This is a genomic window from Sphingomonas sp. ABOLE, from assembly GCF_003950455.1.
GTDB lineage: Bacteria > Pseudomonadota > Alphaproteobacteria > Sphingomonadales > Sphingomonadaceae > Sphingomonas > Sphingomonas trueperi.
Window position 1 is genome coordinate 57,913 of the sequence record NZ_QQWY01000007.1, and the last position, 16,188, is coordinate 74,100.

General features: G+C 67.2%; 9 protein-coding genes. 3 read left to right on the plus strand and 6 right to left on the minus strand.

Annotated elements, in window-relative coordinates:
• The 5 genes from CA234_RS06215 to CA234_RS06235 form a co-directional block, all read right to left on the minus strand.
• On the minus strand, positions 1-1,356 hold the full coding sequence (locus CA234_RS06215) for a family 43 glycosylhydrolase (protein ID WP_241213283.1): 1,356 nt from the start codon (positions 1,354-1,356) through the stop codon (positions 1-3).
• Positions 1,353-2,891: an alpha-L-arabinofuranosidase C-terminal domain-containing protein gene (locus tag CA234_RS06220; RefSeq protein WP_126001186.1), complete on the minus strand. Its 1,539-nt coding sequence runs from the start codon at positions 2,889-2,891 to the stop codon at positions 1,353-1,355. Before CA234_RS06220 ends, CA234_RS06215 begins: the two co-directional genes overlap by 4 nt.
• Positions 2,891-6,142, minus strand: a complete 3,252-nt coding sequence (locus tag CA234_RS06225) for a glycoside hydrolase family 2 TIM barrel-domain containing protein (protein WP_126001149.1) — start codon at positions 6,140-6,142, stop codon at positions 2,891-2,893. The genes CA234_RS06220 and CA234_RS06225 overlap by 1 nt, the downstream gene beginning before the upstream one ends.
• A gap of 81 nt (positions 6,143-6,223) precedes the next feature.
• Positions 6,224-7,729: a tryptophan halogenase family protein gene (locus tag CA234_RS06230; protein ID WP_126001150.1), complete on the minus strand. Its 1,506-nt coding sequence runs from the start codon at positions 7,727-7,729 to the stop codon at positions 6,224-6,226.
• A gap of 102 nt (positions 7,730-7,831) precedes the next feature.
• Positions 7,832-10,618 carry a TonB-dependent receptor gene (locus CA234_RS06235; protein WP_241213285.1) on the minus strand — a complete coding sequence of 929 codons (2,787 nt, stop codon included), beginning with the start codon at positions 10,616-10,618 and terminating at the stop codon, positions 7,832-7,834.
• A gap of 184 nt (positions 10,619-10,802) precedes the next feature.
• On the opposite strand from CA234_RS06235, the gene CA234_RS06240 reads away from it, so the two are divergent.
• From CA234_RS06240 to CA234_RS06250, 3 genes are all read left to right on the plus strand, one after another.
• Positions 10,803-11,510, plus strand: a complete 708-nt coding sequence (locus CA234_RS06240; RefSeq protein WP_125973431.1) for a FadR/GntR family transcriptional regulator — start codon at positions 10,803-10,805, stop codon at positions 11,508-11,510.
• Between the two features lie 63 nt (positions 11,511-11,573).
• Positions 11,574-12,941 carry a glycoside hydrolase family 27 protein gene (locus tag CA234_RS06245; protein WP_126001152.1) on the plus strand — a complete coding sequence of 456 codons (1,368 nt, stop codon included), beginning with the start codon at positions 11,574-11,576 and terminating at the stop codon, positions 12,939-12,941.
• Complete coding sequence (locus CA234_RS06250) at positions 12,938-14,422, plus strand: glycoside hydrolase (protein WP_125973435.1); 1,485 nt, start codon at positions 12,938-12,940, stop codon at positions 14,420-14,422. The genes CA234_RS06245 and CA234_RS06250 overlap by 4 nt, the downstream gene beginning before the upstream one ends.
• Positions 14,423-14,522: 100 nt before the next feature.
• Here CA234_RS06250 and tig read toward each other — a convergent pair whose 3' ends face one another.
• Positions 14,523-16,136, minus strand: coding sequence for a trigger factor (tig, locus tag CA234_RS06255; RefSeq protein ID WP_125973554.1), 1,614 nt, complete (start codon positions 16,134-16,136; stop codon positions 14,523-14,525).
• Positions 16,137-16,188 lie beyond the last annotated feature (52 nt).

Consider the following 16,188-nt stretch of genomic DNA (forward strand, 5'->3'; position numbering starts at 1 on the left):
TCAGAAGAGCTGCCACTCCCACACGCCGGCACCTGCGGGCACGCGCAGGCGGAGATAACGGGCGGACACGTTCAGCGGCAGCGCGATGGGCGAGCCGCTCGCGTCGGGCTTGGCCGCCACCTGGCGCCAATGCGTGCCATCGACCGAGGCCTCAATCGCGACGTCGTAGCTGCGGTGGGCATATTCCATCCGTAGCTGTGTCGTGCGGACCGTGCGCACCTTGCCGAGATCGGCGACCAGCAACGGCGCTGCGCCGGGCGCCGGGCGCCAGAGCGTCGCATAGTTGTCGTCCCCTGCCCGTTCGGCCGCATGCACCACATCCACGGCCGCGCCCTTGAGCGTAACCGGCAGGCCGCGCGTGCGGCGAGCAACGAAGCCCGTCACCGCGCTGCCATGGCTCGGCGTCACCTTCGCAATGCTGCCGTCCTCATGGATCGTCAGCGGATCGACGGCGATCTGGCGCAGCGTCGCATCGTCGCCCGGCCGCGGCCAGGGCAGCGACTGGCGATGGTAGAGGATATAGGGCTGGCTCCCGACGCGGAAGATCGCGTGATGGCCGGGGCTGATCACGTCGCGGGTCTTGTCGGTGGACAGGATCGGGCTGTCCGGCCCCTCGCGGAACGGCCCGAACGGCGTGTCGCCGATCGCGTACCGCACCTTGTACGTGTCCTCGGTCGTCTTGCCGTCGCTATAGGTGAGGACATAGTGCCGCCCCGCCTTCACGAGGAACGGGCCCTCGAAGTAATTGGCGGGGGTGACGTCCTTGGGCTCGCCGTCGAAGCTTACCATATCCGGCTTGAGCTTGACGACGAAGCAGCGGCCGTTGGTCCAGTTTAGACCAGAGCCCCAGTACAGATACGCAGTACCGTCGTCGTCGACGAACGCCTCGGCGTCGATCATGTGGTAGGCGGGCGCGAAGTCCTTCGCGATCAGCGGCTTGCCGCCATGCGCATCGGCCCAGGGCCCCGCAGGCGACGGCGCGCTGCCCACCCATATCTCGGAGCCGACCGAGACATACATGTACCAGCGCCCGTTCTTCGCCTTGACGACCGACGGCGCCCAGACCTTGGAGTCACCCGAGGTGGGGCTGGTCGCCGCCGCCTTGGTCGGCCAAGCCGGCGTGGAGAAGCTCCAGTCCCGGCCGTTGCTGGAGGTCCACATTCCCAGCGTGTCGGCGCCCCAGGGATCGATGGTGGCGTAGATGTACCACTTCCCGCCATCGCGCACGATCGAGGGATCGGCGAAATAGCCGGGGAGCAGCGGGTTGCCGTCGCCGGCCGCGTCCCAGCGCGGCGCGGGCGCGTCGGCGGCGGCGAGCAAGCCCGCCGCCACCATCAGAAGAACCGCCTTGCTCACTTGATGTCGAGCATCACGATCGCCTTGGCCGGCACCTGCACCGTCAGGGTCCCGCCCGAAAGCGTCGCCCCGGTGAACGCCGCCGGCTTGATCGCGTCAGGCGCCTGGAAGTCGTTATGCGCGTCCATCGTGGCGCCGGTGAGGACCTTGCCGGTCACTGCCGTGCCGCTCACGCCGTCGAGCTTCACGCTGACGCTCGCCGGCTGGTTGGGATCGACATTGACGAGGCCGACATGGACCACGCCGTCGGTGCCTCGCACCGCGCTGGCGCTCACCGCGCGCATCGTCCACTGGTCCTTGTTGTACCAGCGGGACTGGACGTCGACCGGCAGCACCGTGCCGTCCATATAGTCCTTGTACAGGTCGAACGCCCAATAGGTCGGCGTCTTCACCATCTTGGCGCCGTCGGTCAGCAGCATCGCCTGCAGCACATTGACCATCTGCGCGATATTGGCGCCGCGCACGCGGTCGGCATGGCGCGCGAAGATGTTGAAGTTGAGCGCGGCGACCATCGCGTCGCGCAGGCTGTTCTGCTGATACAGGAAGCCGGGGTTCGTGCCCGGCTCGACATCGTACCAGGTGCCCCATTCGTCGACGAGCAGCGCGACCCGCTTCTTGGGGTCGTACTTATCCATGATCTTGCCGTGCTCGGTGAGCAGCTCTTCCATCTTGAGCGTCTTGGAGAGCGTGCGCGCCCAGCTTTCCTCGTCGAAGCCGGTCGCCGCGCCCTTCTTCTCCCAGGGCCCGGGCACCGTGTAATAATGCACGCCGATGCCGTCGATCTTGTCGCCGGCCTTGCGCATCATCACGTCGGTCCAGTTGTAATCGGCCGAATTGGCGCCGCTGGCGATCTTCATCAGCTTCTGCCCCTCGGGCACCTTGAGGAAGGTGGCGTAGCGACGGGTCACGTCGGCGGCGTACTCCGGCAGCATGTCGCCGCCGCAGCCCCACAGCTCGTTGCCGATGCCGAACATGGGCAGCTTCCACGGCTTGTCGCGGCCATTGGCACGGCGCTGGTTGGCGATGGTGGACTGGGTGGGTGAGGTCATATACTCGACCCACTCGGCCATCTCGCTCGGATTGGCGGTGCCGACATTGCCCGAGACATAGGCCTCGGCGCCCACCACCTCGGTGAAGTCCATGAACTCGTTGGTGCCGACGGCATTGTCCTCGGTCACGCCGCCCCAATTGGTGTTGACCTTCACCAAGCGCTTGGACTTCGGCCCGATGCCTTCCCGCCAGTGATATTCATCGGCGAAGCAGCCGCCGGGCCAGCGGATCACCGGCACCTTGATCGCCTTGAGCGCGTCGATCACGTCGCGGCGGAAGCCCTTTACGTTGGGGATCTTGCTGTCGGTGCCGACATAGAGACCGCCATAGATGCCGGTGCCGAGATGCTCGGCGAACTGGCCGAACAGGCGGCGGTCATATTTCGCGCCGGGCTTGTCGCCATGCACCGTCACGGCATCGCCGCCGGTCTGCGCCATGGCCGGCATCGCCGCGATAAGCGCGATCGCGCTGATAAGGGTCCGCATCATTCTCTCTCCGTTGCACGCGCGGGGCGCGCTTTTGCTGGTGTAGTGCCTTCGCCCAGGAAGGGCGTAAGGCGGAAACGCAGGCTCGTCGGCACCAACTGGGTGCGGTACTTCGGAAGCGGCTTGCCGAACTCGCTCCACTGGGTGTCGCCGCCGACGCCCCATTGCGCAGCGTCGATCAGCAGCGTGCCCTGGGCCTTGGGCACCACATCGGTGCTCTTCCAGGTGCCAGGTTCGTGCCGGTCGAGATCGGCATAGGGGAAGGCGAGCGCGTTCATCATCAGCGGCGTATCGCCCGCCACGCGCAGGCCCGCGCCGCCGCCGATCAGTTCCATCCAGCGGACATCGACCTTGTTGCCGGTCTCCTGCGGGCGGATGTAATCATGGTTCTGCTCGGCGATCGCGCCGCGCCACAGCCCGATCGGCGCCGAGGTCTTGCGGTCGACATAGCTTTCGTGCGGCCCGCGGCCATACCATTCGACGGTCTTGAGGCTGCCCGGCGTGGTGAACGCCAGACCGATGCGGAACGGCGGCGGCAGCTGGCCCGAGACCGGCTCGAACTTGCCGTCGACCGCCACCGATCCGTCGCTCGCCATCCGGTACACGCTGGTGAACCGCACCGCACCCGCGCCCATGGTGTAGACGACACGCACCTCGGCACCGTCCGCGCCCAGATCCTGCACCTGCACCGAGGAGACGGTGCGCGTCTCGCTCATCCCCTTCCAGGCGGCGAGTTGCTTGTCGGTGCTGATGCCGATGTCGTTATCGGTCACCGCGCGCCAGAAATGCGGGGCGCCGCCGCTGAGCAGCGTCTGGCCCTTGGCGGCATAGCGATCGACCAGGCCGGTCGCGCGGTTGACCACCAGCGTGGCGCCGCCGGCCGAGAGGGTGATCGCCCCCTGCCCGTCCTGCGTCGTCACCTTGCCCTTGGGCGCCGCGACCTCGCCCATGCGATAGGCCGGATCGAGCGCGAACTGCTCCCAGCCGATGACCGTGCCGCCGGGCACCAGCGGCACCGCATCGGCCTTGGCGCGGGCGCGGATCGTGACGAAATACTCGGCACCCGGCTTGCGCGCGATGCCCGCCAGCGGCAGCGCGATCGTGCCCGCGCCGTGCGCCGCCACGTCCGGCGCCGCCAGCGTGCCATTGGCCACCGCGACGCCATTCTCCTGCACTTCCCAGTCGAAGGTGAAGCCGGACAGGTCGCGGAAGTCGTGGCGGTTGCGCACCGTCACCGTGCCGCCCGCGGCATCGAAGCCGTCGAACTGGACCGGCGCATAGACCTTGCGGAGCTCGTAGAGCTGCGGGTTGGGCGTGCGATCCGCCTGGAGCAGTCCGTCGCCGAACTCGATGTCGCCGCCCGGGTTCGGGCCGTACTCGCCGCCATCGCCCCAATAACGCCGCCCGTCCTTGGTATAGCGATACATCGACTGGTCGACCCAGTCCCAAGCGAAACCGCCCTGCAGCTTGTCCGGATGGGCGTAGATGGTGTCCCAATATTCCTTCAGGTTGCCGCCCGAATTGCCCATCATATGGGCATATTCGCACTGGATCACCGGCTGCTTGAAGTTCCAGTTGGTGGCGTAATCCTCCAGCTTCACCGCCGGATCGTACATCGGCGCGTAGATGTCGGCATAATAGTTCGGCCGGTGGTCCTGGATCCCGTCCCAGGTACCCCAGCCGAGATAGGAGACCAGCCGGCCCGGATCGACCGCCTTGGCCGCCGCGGCCGCCGCCTCGAAGTTCGGCCCGATGCCCGCCTCGTTGCCCAGCGACCAGAAGATCACCGAGGGATGATTCTTGTCGCGCTGGACCATGTTGACGACGCGGCTGACATGCGCGTCCTTCCACGCCGGATCGAAGCCGACCTGGAACTGCGAGCGGAGTTCGCCATGCTTGTTGGCATAATCCATATACGCATGGCTCTCGATATTCGCTTCGTCCATCACATAGAGGCCGTAGCGATCGGCGAGCTCGTACAGATACGGGTCGTTCGGATAGTGCGAGGTGCGGATCGCGTTGATGTTCGCACGCTTCATCAGCTGGATGTCGTGCTCCATCGACGCATGGCTGACGACGTGGAAGGTCTCCGGATCATGCTCGTGGCGGTTGACGCCGCGGATCGTGATCGGCTTGCCGTTGACGCTGACCAGCCCGTTCCTGATCTCGACGGTGCGGAAGCCGATCCGCTGCGGCGTGGCCTGCACCACCTTGCCCTCGGCATCGACCAGCTCGACGAGCAGCGTGTAGAGATTGGGCGTCTCGGCGGTCCAGGGGCGGACGCCCGGCACGTCGGCAGCGAGCGTCACCTTCTGCGCGGCACCGGCAGGAAGCAGCGTCTCCCGCGCCAGCACCTGCTTGTCGCCATCGAGCAGCGTCATCCGCGCGGTAAGCGGCTCGATGCGATCGGTCAGCGTCAGCTCGGTCGAGAGCTTGCCGTCCTTGTACGCGGCGTCGAGCCCCGCATGGACGAACAGGTCGGCCATCCGCGCCTTGGGTGCCGCCGCGAGATAGACCGAGCGCTCGATGCCCGAGACGCGCCAGAAATCCTGGTCCTCGAGATAGCTGCCGTCCGACCAGCGATGGATCTGGATGGCGATGGTGTTGCGGCCGGCATGGACGAGCCTGGTCACGTCGAACTCGGAAGGCAGCTTGGAATCCTGCGAGTAGCCCGCCTCGACGCCGTTCACCCACACCTGATAGGCCGAACCCGCCGCGCCGATATGCAGGATCACGTCCTGCCCGGACCAGTTCGCCGGCAGCTGCACGTCGCGCCGGTACGAGCCGACCGGGTTGGTCGCGTGCGGGATCAGCGGGCGGTTGGCCGGGAACGGATAGGTGATGTTGTTGTAGCGTGCCTGGTCATAGCCCTCGGTCTGCCAGTCGGCGGGAACCTTGATGCGCTTCCACTTGGCGACGTCATAGTCCGGCTTCTCGAAGCCGCTCGGCACCGCGTCCGAGGAGGGCGAGAAGTGGAACGACCATTGGCCGTCGAGCAGCAGGTAGCGGCTCGACCTGGCGGGATCACCCGCGAGCGCGGCGGCGCGGCTCTCATACGGGAAATGCGTGGCGCTGGCCGGCATCTTGCCGCGCGCGAACACCGCCGGGTTTTCCCAGTCGGGGCGGCGCGGATCGACCTGTACCGGCTGGACCTGCGGCGCGTCGCCGATCTTCGGCCCGTCCTGCGCCATCCCCATGCCGGAGGCGAGCGCAACCGTCCCCACCGCCGCCAGCAACCCGTACTTGTTCACGCTGATTCCTCCCGCCCCATTGGGGTATACTGCAAAGGCTGATTGTTTCGGTCAAATTTCTCGGAGTAATTTCCGTGTAATTTATCGTTGCAGCGCCCCGCTCTCCTGCAGGAACGCCTCGTGCGTGGGCATCCGCGCCGCTGCCAGCGCGGTCACCTCGGCGATCCGCGCCAGCCGCGCGGCGGCTTCGTCGCGCGGCATGCCGTCGGCGATCGGGTCATAGCCGCTGGGGTCGATCCCCTGCCCATGCAGCACCGCCAGCCAACTGGTCTTGGAGAACAGCTCGTCCGCCTCGCGGTAGAGCCGGCCGCTGGCGCGGTAGATGGCGATGCGCTCCGCCAGCGTATCGGGCAGTTCCATGCTGCGCAGCTGCCGCCAATAGTCGGTGTCGTCGCGCGCGGTGGCGTGGAAGTGGAGGATCAGGAAGTCGCGGATCGTCTCGAACTCGGTGGCCATCAGCCGGTTGTAGCGGCGGATGTCGGCGGGCGTGCCGCCGCCGACCGGCAGCATTTCCAGCAGCCGCGCGATGCCCGCCTGGACGAGATGGATGCTCGTCGACTCCAGTGGTTCGAGAAAGCCGCTGGCGAGCCCCAGCGCCACGCAGTTCTTCTCCCAGAAGCGTGCGCGGCGCCCCGCCTGGAAGCGGAGCAGGCGCGGCTCGGCGAGCGGCGTGCCTTCGAGGCTCCCGAGCAGTTGCGCCTCGGCCTCGGCATCCGAGCAATGCGCGCTCGCATAGACCAGCCCGTTGCCGACGCGGTGCTGGAGGGGGATGCGCCACTGCCACCCTGCCCCCCGCGCGGTGGAGCGCGTGAAGGGCGAGCGCCCCTCCGGGCCCAGCACGCAGGGCACCGCGACGGCGCGGTCGTTGGGCAGCCACTGCGCCCAATCCTCGAACGCTACGCCCAGCGCCTCGCCGAGCAGCAACGAACGGAAGCCCGAACAGTCGATGTAGAAGTCGGCGGCGATGCGGGTGCCGTCCTCCAGCACCACGCCCGCGATGGCGCCGTCCTCGCCCCGCTCGACGGTGACGATCCGGCCTTCCTGCCGCCGCACGCCCCATTGCTCGGCCTTCTCGCGAAGGAAACCGGCATAGAGCGCCGCATCGAAATGATAGGCATAGCCGAGATGGGTCAGCGGGTTTTTGCCGCTGGTCGCCGGGCGCTGGAAGCGGCCCAGCCGCGCCGCCTCGGCGCAGATCGAATAGGCCTCGAGCGGCGCCGCCACGCCCGCCAGCCGCGCGCGCTGCCACAGCGCCTCGAACGGGATCCCGCCGAAATCGATTCCGTGAATGCCGAAGGGGTGGAAATAGCGCGTACCCTTCGCGCGCCAGTCGACGAACTCGATGCCGAGCTTGGCCGTGCCCTTGGTCGCGCGGAGGAACTCGCCCTCGTCGATGCCGAGCAGCGCGTTGAACGCCTGGATCGGCGGGATCGTCGCCTCGCCCACGCCGACCGTGCCGATCGCCTCGGACTCGACCAGGGTGATGGCGATCGCGCGCGTATCGAGCACCCGCCCCAGCGCGGCTGCCGCCATCCAGCCCGCGGTGCCGCCGCCGATGATCGCGACATGCGAAAGCGGCGCGCTCATGCCGCACGCCGCTCGTTGAAAGTCGAAAGGTGGAAAGCCATCACCCTGCGCCGTCCTCCAGTAGAAGATGGCCGGAGCAGTCGTCTGCCCCGGCCGACAGGGTCAATAGGTCGCCCGCAGCGACAGGCCGAAGCGCCGGTCGTTGAGCTCGTAGCGCAGCGGCGCGGCCGCCGTACCGATATAGATCCGGTTCATCCGGTTGTTGAGGTTCACCACGTCCGCCGAGATCGCCACCTGCTGGGTCAGGTTCACGCTGACCGAGGCATCGAGCGAGGCATAGGGCGCGGCATATTGCGGGATGCCGTTGGCGCCGCTGCCCTGGGTCTGGTCGAGATAGCTCGACCGCCAGGTCCACGCCACGCGCGCGGTGACCGGGCCCTTCTCGTACAGGCCGACGATGTTGTAGCTGTGCTTCGACAGCTTCTCGAGCGGCAGCTGCCGCGGGCTGTTCGGATCGGTCGAGGCGAACGGGTTGCTCACGCTGGAGTCGACATAGGTGTAGTTGGCCTGCAGGCCGAGCCCGCTGAGCGGCCCGGGCAGGAAGTCGAAGAACTGGTTGTAGCCGATCTCGGCACCCTTCACCGTGCCGTTGCCCGAATTCACCTGGGTGCTGATGTCGTAGGTGACGCCGTTGTACACGCCGGTGACGATGCCGCCCGCCAGGAAGCCGTTGACCTTCTTGTAGAACAGGCCGCCAGTCAGCGAGCTGGTGGGCCCGAAGTACCACTCGGCGGTCACGTCGAAATTGTCCGAGCGGATCGGGTTGAGCAGCGGGTTGCCCGAGCTGGCGCTGGGATGGCCGGTGACCGGGTTAATCTGGTTCGGGTTGTTGAGCGTCAGATTGGTCGAAAGCTGGTCGAAGTTCGGCCGCGCCAGCCCCTTCGAATAGGCGAAGCGCATCTGGAACGTGTCGGTAAGCTTCGCCCGAAGGTTAAAGCTCGGCAGCGCCTTGGTATAATCCTTGCTCACGCTGATCGGCGATGAGGTGCCGTCATTGTTGAACTGGGTACCGACGGAGGTCGTCGTGGTCTTCACCACGCGGACGCCGACGCCGCCGTCAAACGCGATGCCGCCCAGCTCGAAGCCGTAATCGGCGATCGCCCAGCCGGTATAGGTCTTCTCGGTCTGGCTGTTGAGGTCGCCGGGCTTGAAGCTGTCCTGCGTCGTCGCGCCGAGCAGCGCGTAGAGCGCCTTGGTCTGCGCCCACACACCATCACCTGCCGGGAACGCCGGATAGAGCAGGCCGCCCTTGACCGTGTTGCCGTCGAACCAGTTCTTGGACGGCCCCGGCATCGCCAACTGCGGGTTCTTGCTGAGCGGCACCAGCGGGGTGCCCGCCGGCGCGTTGCAGCCCGGATCGGCGCCCAGCGCAGTGATGCACACGCCGTGCCACGTGCCGCGCAGGTCGATGCTGTTGTCGGCATAGCGCACGCCGGCGCGCAGCTTCTTCAGGAAGTCGCCCTCGACCTCATATTCGATGTCCGAGGCCAGGGCATAGGTGTCCGCGTCGTTCCGCTGCAGCGCATCCGCGACATAGGGCGTGGTGTAGTTGGCCGGATTGTTGAGCACCCCCTGCTCGCGCACGTCCCAGCGCGGATATTTGCCGCGCAGGTCGAAATCGACGCTCAGCCTGTGGGGTGCGCTCAGCGCGTCCTGGCCGGAACGATCGTACAGCGACAGCACATGGCCGTTGCGATCGGCATTGTAATAGGACGTCAGATACTGGGCGTCGAAATTCACCTTCAGCCGATCGGTCGGCTTCCAGGCAGCGTTCAGCGTGAAGTTCTTGCTCGCGCTCCACAGCTGCTGGTCGTAGCGGCCGGTCTCGAAGGTCTGCGGGTACAGCGTCCCGCTGGTCGCATAGCCTTCGTTGTTGAAGGTGAACGCCGCGCCGGGCGCCGGCGCCGTACCGTACTTGATGACCTTGCCGGTTTCATCGCGAACGTTCGAGCGATTGTTGTAGTCGTAATAATAGGCGCCGGTACGATTGAACCAGTATTTGGTGACCTGGGCCTGCGCGGTGACCAGCAGCGCGTCGCTCGGCTTCCACTGGACCGCGCCCGCGACGCCGAGGCGCTTGCGGTCGCCCTTGTCGTCGTAGATCTCGAAGCCGTACGGCACCTGGGCATTGGCCGGCGCACCCGCGATCGAGCCCGGCGCCACCGTGTCGAACGGCCCCGCGAGCAGGCCGTCCTGGCGATACTGGCTCTTGGAATAGACCGCGTTGATCAGCACGCCGATCTCGCCCTCGCCCGCCTGGAAGCGGTTGCTGTACAGGCCCGACACGGCATAGCCCGGCTTGTCGATGCGGTCGTAATAATTGCCGCGGATCGTGGCGCTGATCACCTGGCCGGGGGAATCGAACGGCTTGCGGGTGCGCAGGTTCACCGCACCGCCCACGCCGCCCTCGATGATGTTGGCCGGCGCGTTCTTGTAGACATCGATGCCCGAGAGCAGTTCCGGCGGCACGCCTTCCAGGTCGAACGCACGCCCGCCCGAAGCCGAATAGACCGCGCGGCCGTCGAGGAAATTCTGCACCTGGGTGAGGCCGCGCACGGTGATCGCCGGCTGGGTGCGATGGTCGAAATCGGTGGCGCCTTCGCCGTAGCGGCGCTGGATCTGCACGCCGGTGATCCGCTGCAGCGCTTCGGTGGTATTGGCGTCGGGCAGCTTGCCGATGTCCTGCGCCTGGACCGAGTCGACGATCTGATCGGCGTTACGCTTCAGCGCCGCGGCAGAGCGCAAGCTCTCGCGCACGCCGGTGACGACGATATCGTCCCCGCTGCTGCCCGCCGGTGCGCCGTCCTGCTGGGCGAAGGCGGGCGCGACCCCGCCGGCAATCGCCAGCGCGAGCGCCGAGACGCCGAGCAACGAAGTATGATGGTGCATTCTCATGACAAACCTCCCCAAATCCGCTGGCCCGGAAATGCCGCATCTCCGTGCGGTGCCGACCAGTTGTCCGACAACATATCCTGTCGTATTTGTAAGACAAGTGCTTTTCGTGGCGCGTGATTGGGGCTGGCGCAGCGCCTGAACTCGCTCCAAAATCGCCTCACCACATGGGGGCAAAGCATTGACCGAACAGCGAAAGCGCAACCCAGCGCACCAATCGATTGCACGCGAGATCGGGGTCGCGATTGCGACGGGCCGATATCTGCCGGGCACAATTCTGCCGGGCGAACTCGATCTTGCCGAATCGCGCGGCGTGTCGCGCAGCGTGGTCCGCGAAGCATTGCGGATGCTAGCCGCCAAGGGGCTGATCGAGAGCCGTCCCAAGGCCGGCACGCGGGTGCGGGCACGCGCCGACTGGAACCTGCTCGACCCAGACCTGCTCGCCTGGATGTTCGAAGGCGAGCCGCCCATGGCGTTCGTCGAAAGTCTGTTTCAACTCCGTATGATCGTAGAGCCAGCTGCTGCCGAACTGGCGGCACGTCTGCGCTCGAGCCGGCATGTCGGCCGCATGGGCCATGCGCTGGAGGTGATGGAGGAAGCCGGGCTGTCGAGCCCCGAGGGCCAGGCGGCGGACCAGCAATTCCACAACATCATCCTGGAGGCGACGGCCAATGATCTGCTGATCAGCCTGTCGGGCAGTATCGGCGCGGCGGTGCGCGCGACCACCTTGTTCAAGCACCGCAAGGCCAAACAGCTGCGCGATTCGATCCCGCTGCATCGCGACCTGTTCGCGGCAATCACCGACGGCGATCCGGCGGCCGCCCGCGCCGCCACGATCACGCTGATTCTCCAGGCACAGGAAGACACGGAGTCGTCGCTCAAGGCATGAGCGGCCGGCGTTGACGTCATCCTCAGCTCATTTATAGTCAGACAAAACAATAGGGAGACGCCGATGCCTGACACGATCGCACAAGAGGGAGGGATCGGCCGGCGTAGCGTGCTGAAGGGCGCCGCGCTCGTCGGCGGCCTCGCGGCAGCCCCTCGCGCCGGCGCCGCGGCAAAGGCGCCGCTTCTCGCCCCTACCCCGCCGATGGGCTGGAACAGCTGGAACAGCTTCGCCACGACGATCACCGAGGCGCAGGCGCTGGAAACCGCCGCGATCCAGGCGCGCGAGCTGCTGCCCTTCGGCTATGACGTCTTCACCATCGACATCCAATGGTACGAGCCCGAGGCGAGCAGCTACACCTACAACGCCAAGCCGGTGCCGACGCTGGACGGACATGGCCGCCTGCTCCCCGCGCCCAACCGCTTTCCTTCGGCCGCGAACGGCAAGGGCTTCGCGCCGATCGCGGCGAAGGTCCATGCGCTCGGCATGAAGTTCGGCGTGCACCTGATGCGTGGCATTCCCCGGCTGGCGGTGGAGCGCAACCTGCCGGTCCTCGGCACCAACGGCATCCGCGCCGCCGACATCGCCGACACGGCGAGCATCTGCCCGTGGAACCCCGACATGTACGGCGTCGACATGCGCAAGCCCGGCGCCCAGGCATATTATGACAGCGTCTTCGCGCTGCTCGCTTCCTGGGGCGTCGACTTCGTCAAGATGGACGACATGAGCCGCCCCTATGACGCCCACGCCCCGGAGATCGAGGCCGCGGCAAAGGCGATCCGAGCCACTAGCCGCCCGATCCTGCTGAGCCTCTCGCCAGGCGAAACCCCGGTGCCGCGCGCCGACCATGTCGCGGCCCACGCGCAGATGTGGCGCATCTCGGACGATTTCTGGGACGACTGGAAGATGCTGGAGGCGCAGTTCACCCGGCTGGAGAATTGGAGCCCGCACGCCCGCCCCGGTGCCTGGCCCGATGCCGACATGCTGCCGCTCGGCCGCCTCGCGCTCGGCCAGCGCGACACCAAGTTCACCCCCGACGAGCAGCGCACGCTGATGACGCTCTGGTCGATCGCCCGCTCGCCGCTGATCATGGGCGGCGACCTGCGCCACCTCGATGCGCCCACCCGCGCGCTGCTCACCAACCACGAGGTGATCGCGGTCAACCAGGCGAGCAGCGAGAACCGCCCCTGGTTCGTCGCCGACGATCGCCGGATCTGGACCGCGCGCGCGGCCAAGGGCGGCCACTATGTCGCGCTGTTCAATACCGGCGACAAGCCGGGCGAGGCAGCGTTCGACCTGCGGCTGCTCGGCCTGTCGGGCAGTGTGCAGGTCCGGAACCTGTGGGCGGGCAAGGACGAAGGCCCCAGCCCGCTCCGCCTCGCCCGCCCGCTGCCGCCGCACGGCGCCGCCCTTTACCGAGTGATCCCCGCATGATCCGCACTTTTGCCTTGTCGCTGCTGCTCGCAGCCTCCCCCGCCGCGCTAGCCCAGACCAGCGCGCCGCCCTCCGCAACCGAGCCGGCGGTGACGCTGACGCTGCGGCCCGATCTCCAGCGGCCCGGGCAACCCTTCGAGGGCTGGGGCACCGCGCTCGCCTGGTTCGCGCACGTCACCGGCGGCTATCCCGATCCCGTGCGCGAGAAGCTCGCCGACCTGTTCTACGGGCCCGGGGGGCTCGGCTGGACGATCGCGCGCTACAATATCGGCGGCGGCGACGCGCCCGAGACCAAGCCCTATCTCCGCCCCGGCGCCGACGTGCCCGGCTTCTGGCGTCGCCCGGCAGGCGCGACCGGCACCGACTGGTGGAACCCGGCCGATCCGGCGATGTGGGACTGGTCCGCCGATGCCAACCAGCGCTGGTGGCTCGATGCGATCAAGCGCAGGGTGAAGGCGCCGATCTTCGAGGCCTTCTCCAACTCGCCGCCCTGGTTCATGACCGTCAGCGGCAAGGTCTCGGGCGCCGAGAAGGGCACCGACGACAATCTCCGCCCCGACCAGGAGGCGCGCTTCGCCGAGTATCTGGCGATCGTGGTGGACAAGCTGCAACAGGCGCACGGCATCACCTTTCGCACGTTGTCGCCGGTCAACGAGCCGAACACCGATTACTGGTTCGCCAAGAACACGCAGGAAGGTGCCCATTGGAGCCCCGCGCGGCAGGCGCTCATGATCGACGCGTCCGACCGCGCGCTCAAGGCGCACGGCCTCAAGACGGTGATCGCCGCGCCCGACGAGACCAACGCGCACCTCTTCGTGCGCGATTGGGAAGGCTATCCGGCGGCGACGCGCGCGCGGATCGGCCAGCTCAACGTCCATAGCTATGGCACGGTGCACCAGACCGCGGTCCGCGACATCGCCCGCGCGCACGGCATTCGCCTGTGGATGAGCGAGAACGACACCCCGCTCGACAAGGATCCGGAAAGCTTCGACGGCATGGCGAGCCCGCTCGCCTTTGCCGAGCATGTCGTCCACGATCTCAAGCGCCTTGAGCCCGTCGCCTGGGTGTTCTGGCAGGCGGTGGAGCGCCAGAGCAGCGACAAGGGCGACGGCAGCGCCGGTGGCAGCAACTGGGGCATCGTCAAGATGGCCTACACGCCTGCCACCGCCGCCGAGCATCCGATCCACGTGACCCGCAAATATTGGGCGATGGCGCAGTTCAGCCGCTACATCCGGCCGGGCTATCGGCTGGTGCCGGTGGACGATGAAGACACGGTCGGCGCGGTCTCGCCGGACGGCAAACGGCTGGTGCTGGTGCACGTCAATGGCGGCGTGGTGCCGCGGCGGGTGACGATCGGCGTGCCGGGCGCGCGCGTGGTGGAGCGGATCGTCACCGATGCCACGCGCGATGCGGCGGCGATGTCGGCGGAGGCGCTGGCGGAACCCAAGGCGGTCACCACGCTGCTCGTCGCGCTGCGCTGAAACCCACTACTGCGGCCGACGCCTGCGCCCCCCTTCCGCCTGCGGGAGGGGGATCAGAAAGAAAACGGGGCCGGAACGTTCGTTCCGGCCCCTTCTCAAATCACTCAGCGTCGGCCTTCTTCTTGGCCGCTGCCTTTTTCGGCTTCGGCGCGGCGTCTTCGCCCTCGCCTTCGGCCTTCGCCGCCTTCTTGGCCGCCGGCTTCTTCACCGGCTCGGCATCGCCCTCGGCGGCCGGCTCGGCGTCTTCGGGCTTGGCCTTCTTCGCAGCCGGCTTCTTGGCGGGCTTCTCTTCACCGGCCTCGTCCGAAGCGTCGGCCTTCTTGGCGGCCTTCTTCTTCGGCTTGTGGTTGTCGTGATCGTGGACGTGGGTGCCCGAGGAGAAGCCGTCGTCGCTCTCGATCGCGGCTTCCAGCTCTTCCTTGGTCACTTCGCGATCGGTGATCTCGGCCTTGTCGAACAGGAAGTCGACGACCTTGTCCTCGAACAGCGGCGCGCGCAGCTGGGCAGCCGCCATCGGCTCCTGCTGGACATACTGGATGAAGCGCTGGCGATCCTGCGGGCCGTACTGCTGCGCGGCCTGCGCGATCAGGCGGTTCATTTCCTGCGCGGTCACTTCGACACCGTTGGCGGTGCCGATCTCGCTGAGCAGCAGGCCCAGGCGCACGCGGCGCTCGGCGATCGCACGATATTCGTCACGCTCGCTCTCGAGCTCGGCAAGCGCTGCGGCCGGATCTTCCTCATGCTCGGTCTCGTGGACCAGCTGGTGCCAGATCTGGTCGAACTCGGCCTCCACCATCGACGGCGGCACCGGGAAGTCGTGGCCGGCGGCGAGCTGGTCGAGCAGCTTGCGCTTCATGTGGGTGCGCGTCAGGCCATTGAGCTGCTGCTCGATCTGGCCCTTCAGCAGGCCGGTCAGCTGCTCCAGGTCCTGGAGACCGAACGCCTTCGCCATGTCGTCGTCGATCTTGGTCTCGCCGGCGGTCTGCACTGCGGTGATCTTGACGTCGAAGGTCGCGGCCTTTCCGGCCAGGTCCTTGGCGCCGTAATCGTCCGGGAAGGTGACGTTGAGCTGCTTCTCGTCGCCGACCTTCACGCCTTCGAGCTGCTCCTCGAAGCCCGGGATCAGGCGGCCCGAGCCGAGCTCGACGGCCATGCCCTCGCCGGTGCCGCCCTCGAAGGCGACGCCGTCGACCTTGCCGACGAAGTCCATCACGACCTGGTCACCCGTGGTCGCGGCATGGCCCTCGGCCGCGTCGTCCCAGCGCTTCTGCTGGTCGGCGAGCTGCTTCAGCTGCTCCTGCACTTCCGAATCCTGCACCGGCACGGTCAGGCGCTCGAGCTTCAGGCCATCGATCGACGGGGTCGGAACGTCCGGGAGCACTTCCAGCTCGACCTTCACTTCCGCGTCGCCGCCGACGGCATATTCGCCCTCGAGGCTCACCGACGGCTGCATCGCCGGGCGCAGCTTGTGATCGGCGATCAGCTGCTGGATGCCTTCCTGGATCGAGCTGTTGAGCGCGTCCTGGGTCAGCGCCTCGCCGTGCATCTTGCGGACCAGGTTGATCGGCACCTTGCCGGGGCGGAACCCGGGCATGCGAATCTGCGGAGCGACCCGCTTGACCTCGGCATCGACCTTCGAGTCGATGTCCTGGGCGGTGATCTTCAGCGTGAAGGCGCGCTTCAGGCCCTCGTTCAACGTCTCGACAGTCTGCATTCTCACGCTTTCTCAAAGAATCGGAATTGCGGTGTACCACACAACAGCCGCG

Excerpts from the sequence above, each read along its gene's own strand:
- CA234_RS06230 (WP_126001150.1), bottom strand. The coding sequence starts at position 7,729 with ATGAGCGCGCCGCTTTCGCATGTCGCGATCATCGGCGGCGGCACCGCG.
- tig (WP_125973554.1), bottom strand. The coding sequence starts at position 16,136 with ATGCAGACTGTCGAGACGTTGAACGAGGGCCTGAAGCGCGCCTTCACG.
- CA234_RS06235 (WP_241213285.1), bottom strand. The coding sequence starts at position 10,618 with ATGCACCATCATACTTCGTTGCTCGGCGTCTCGGCGCTCGCGCTGGCG.
- CA234_RS06250 (WP_125973435.1), top strand. The coding sequence starts at position 12,938 with ATGATCCGCACTTTTGCCTTGTCGCTGCTGCTCGCAGCCTCCCCCGCC.
- CA234_RS06220 (WP_126001186.1), bottom strand. The coding sequence starts at position 2,891 with ATGCGGACCCTTATCAGCGCGATCGCGCTTATCGCGGCGATGCCGGCC.
- CA234_RS06245 (WP_126001152.1), top strand. The coding sequence starts at position 11,574 with ATGCCTGACACGATCGCACAAGAGGGAGGGATCGGCCGGCGTAGCGTG.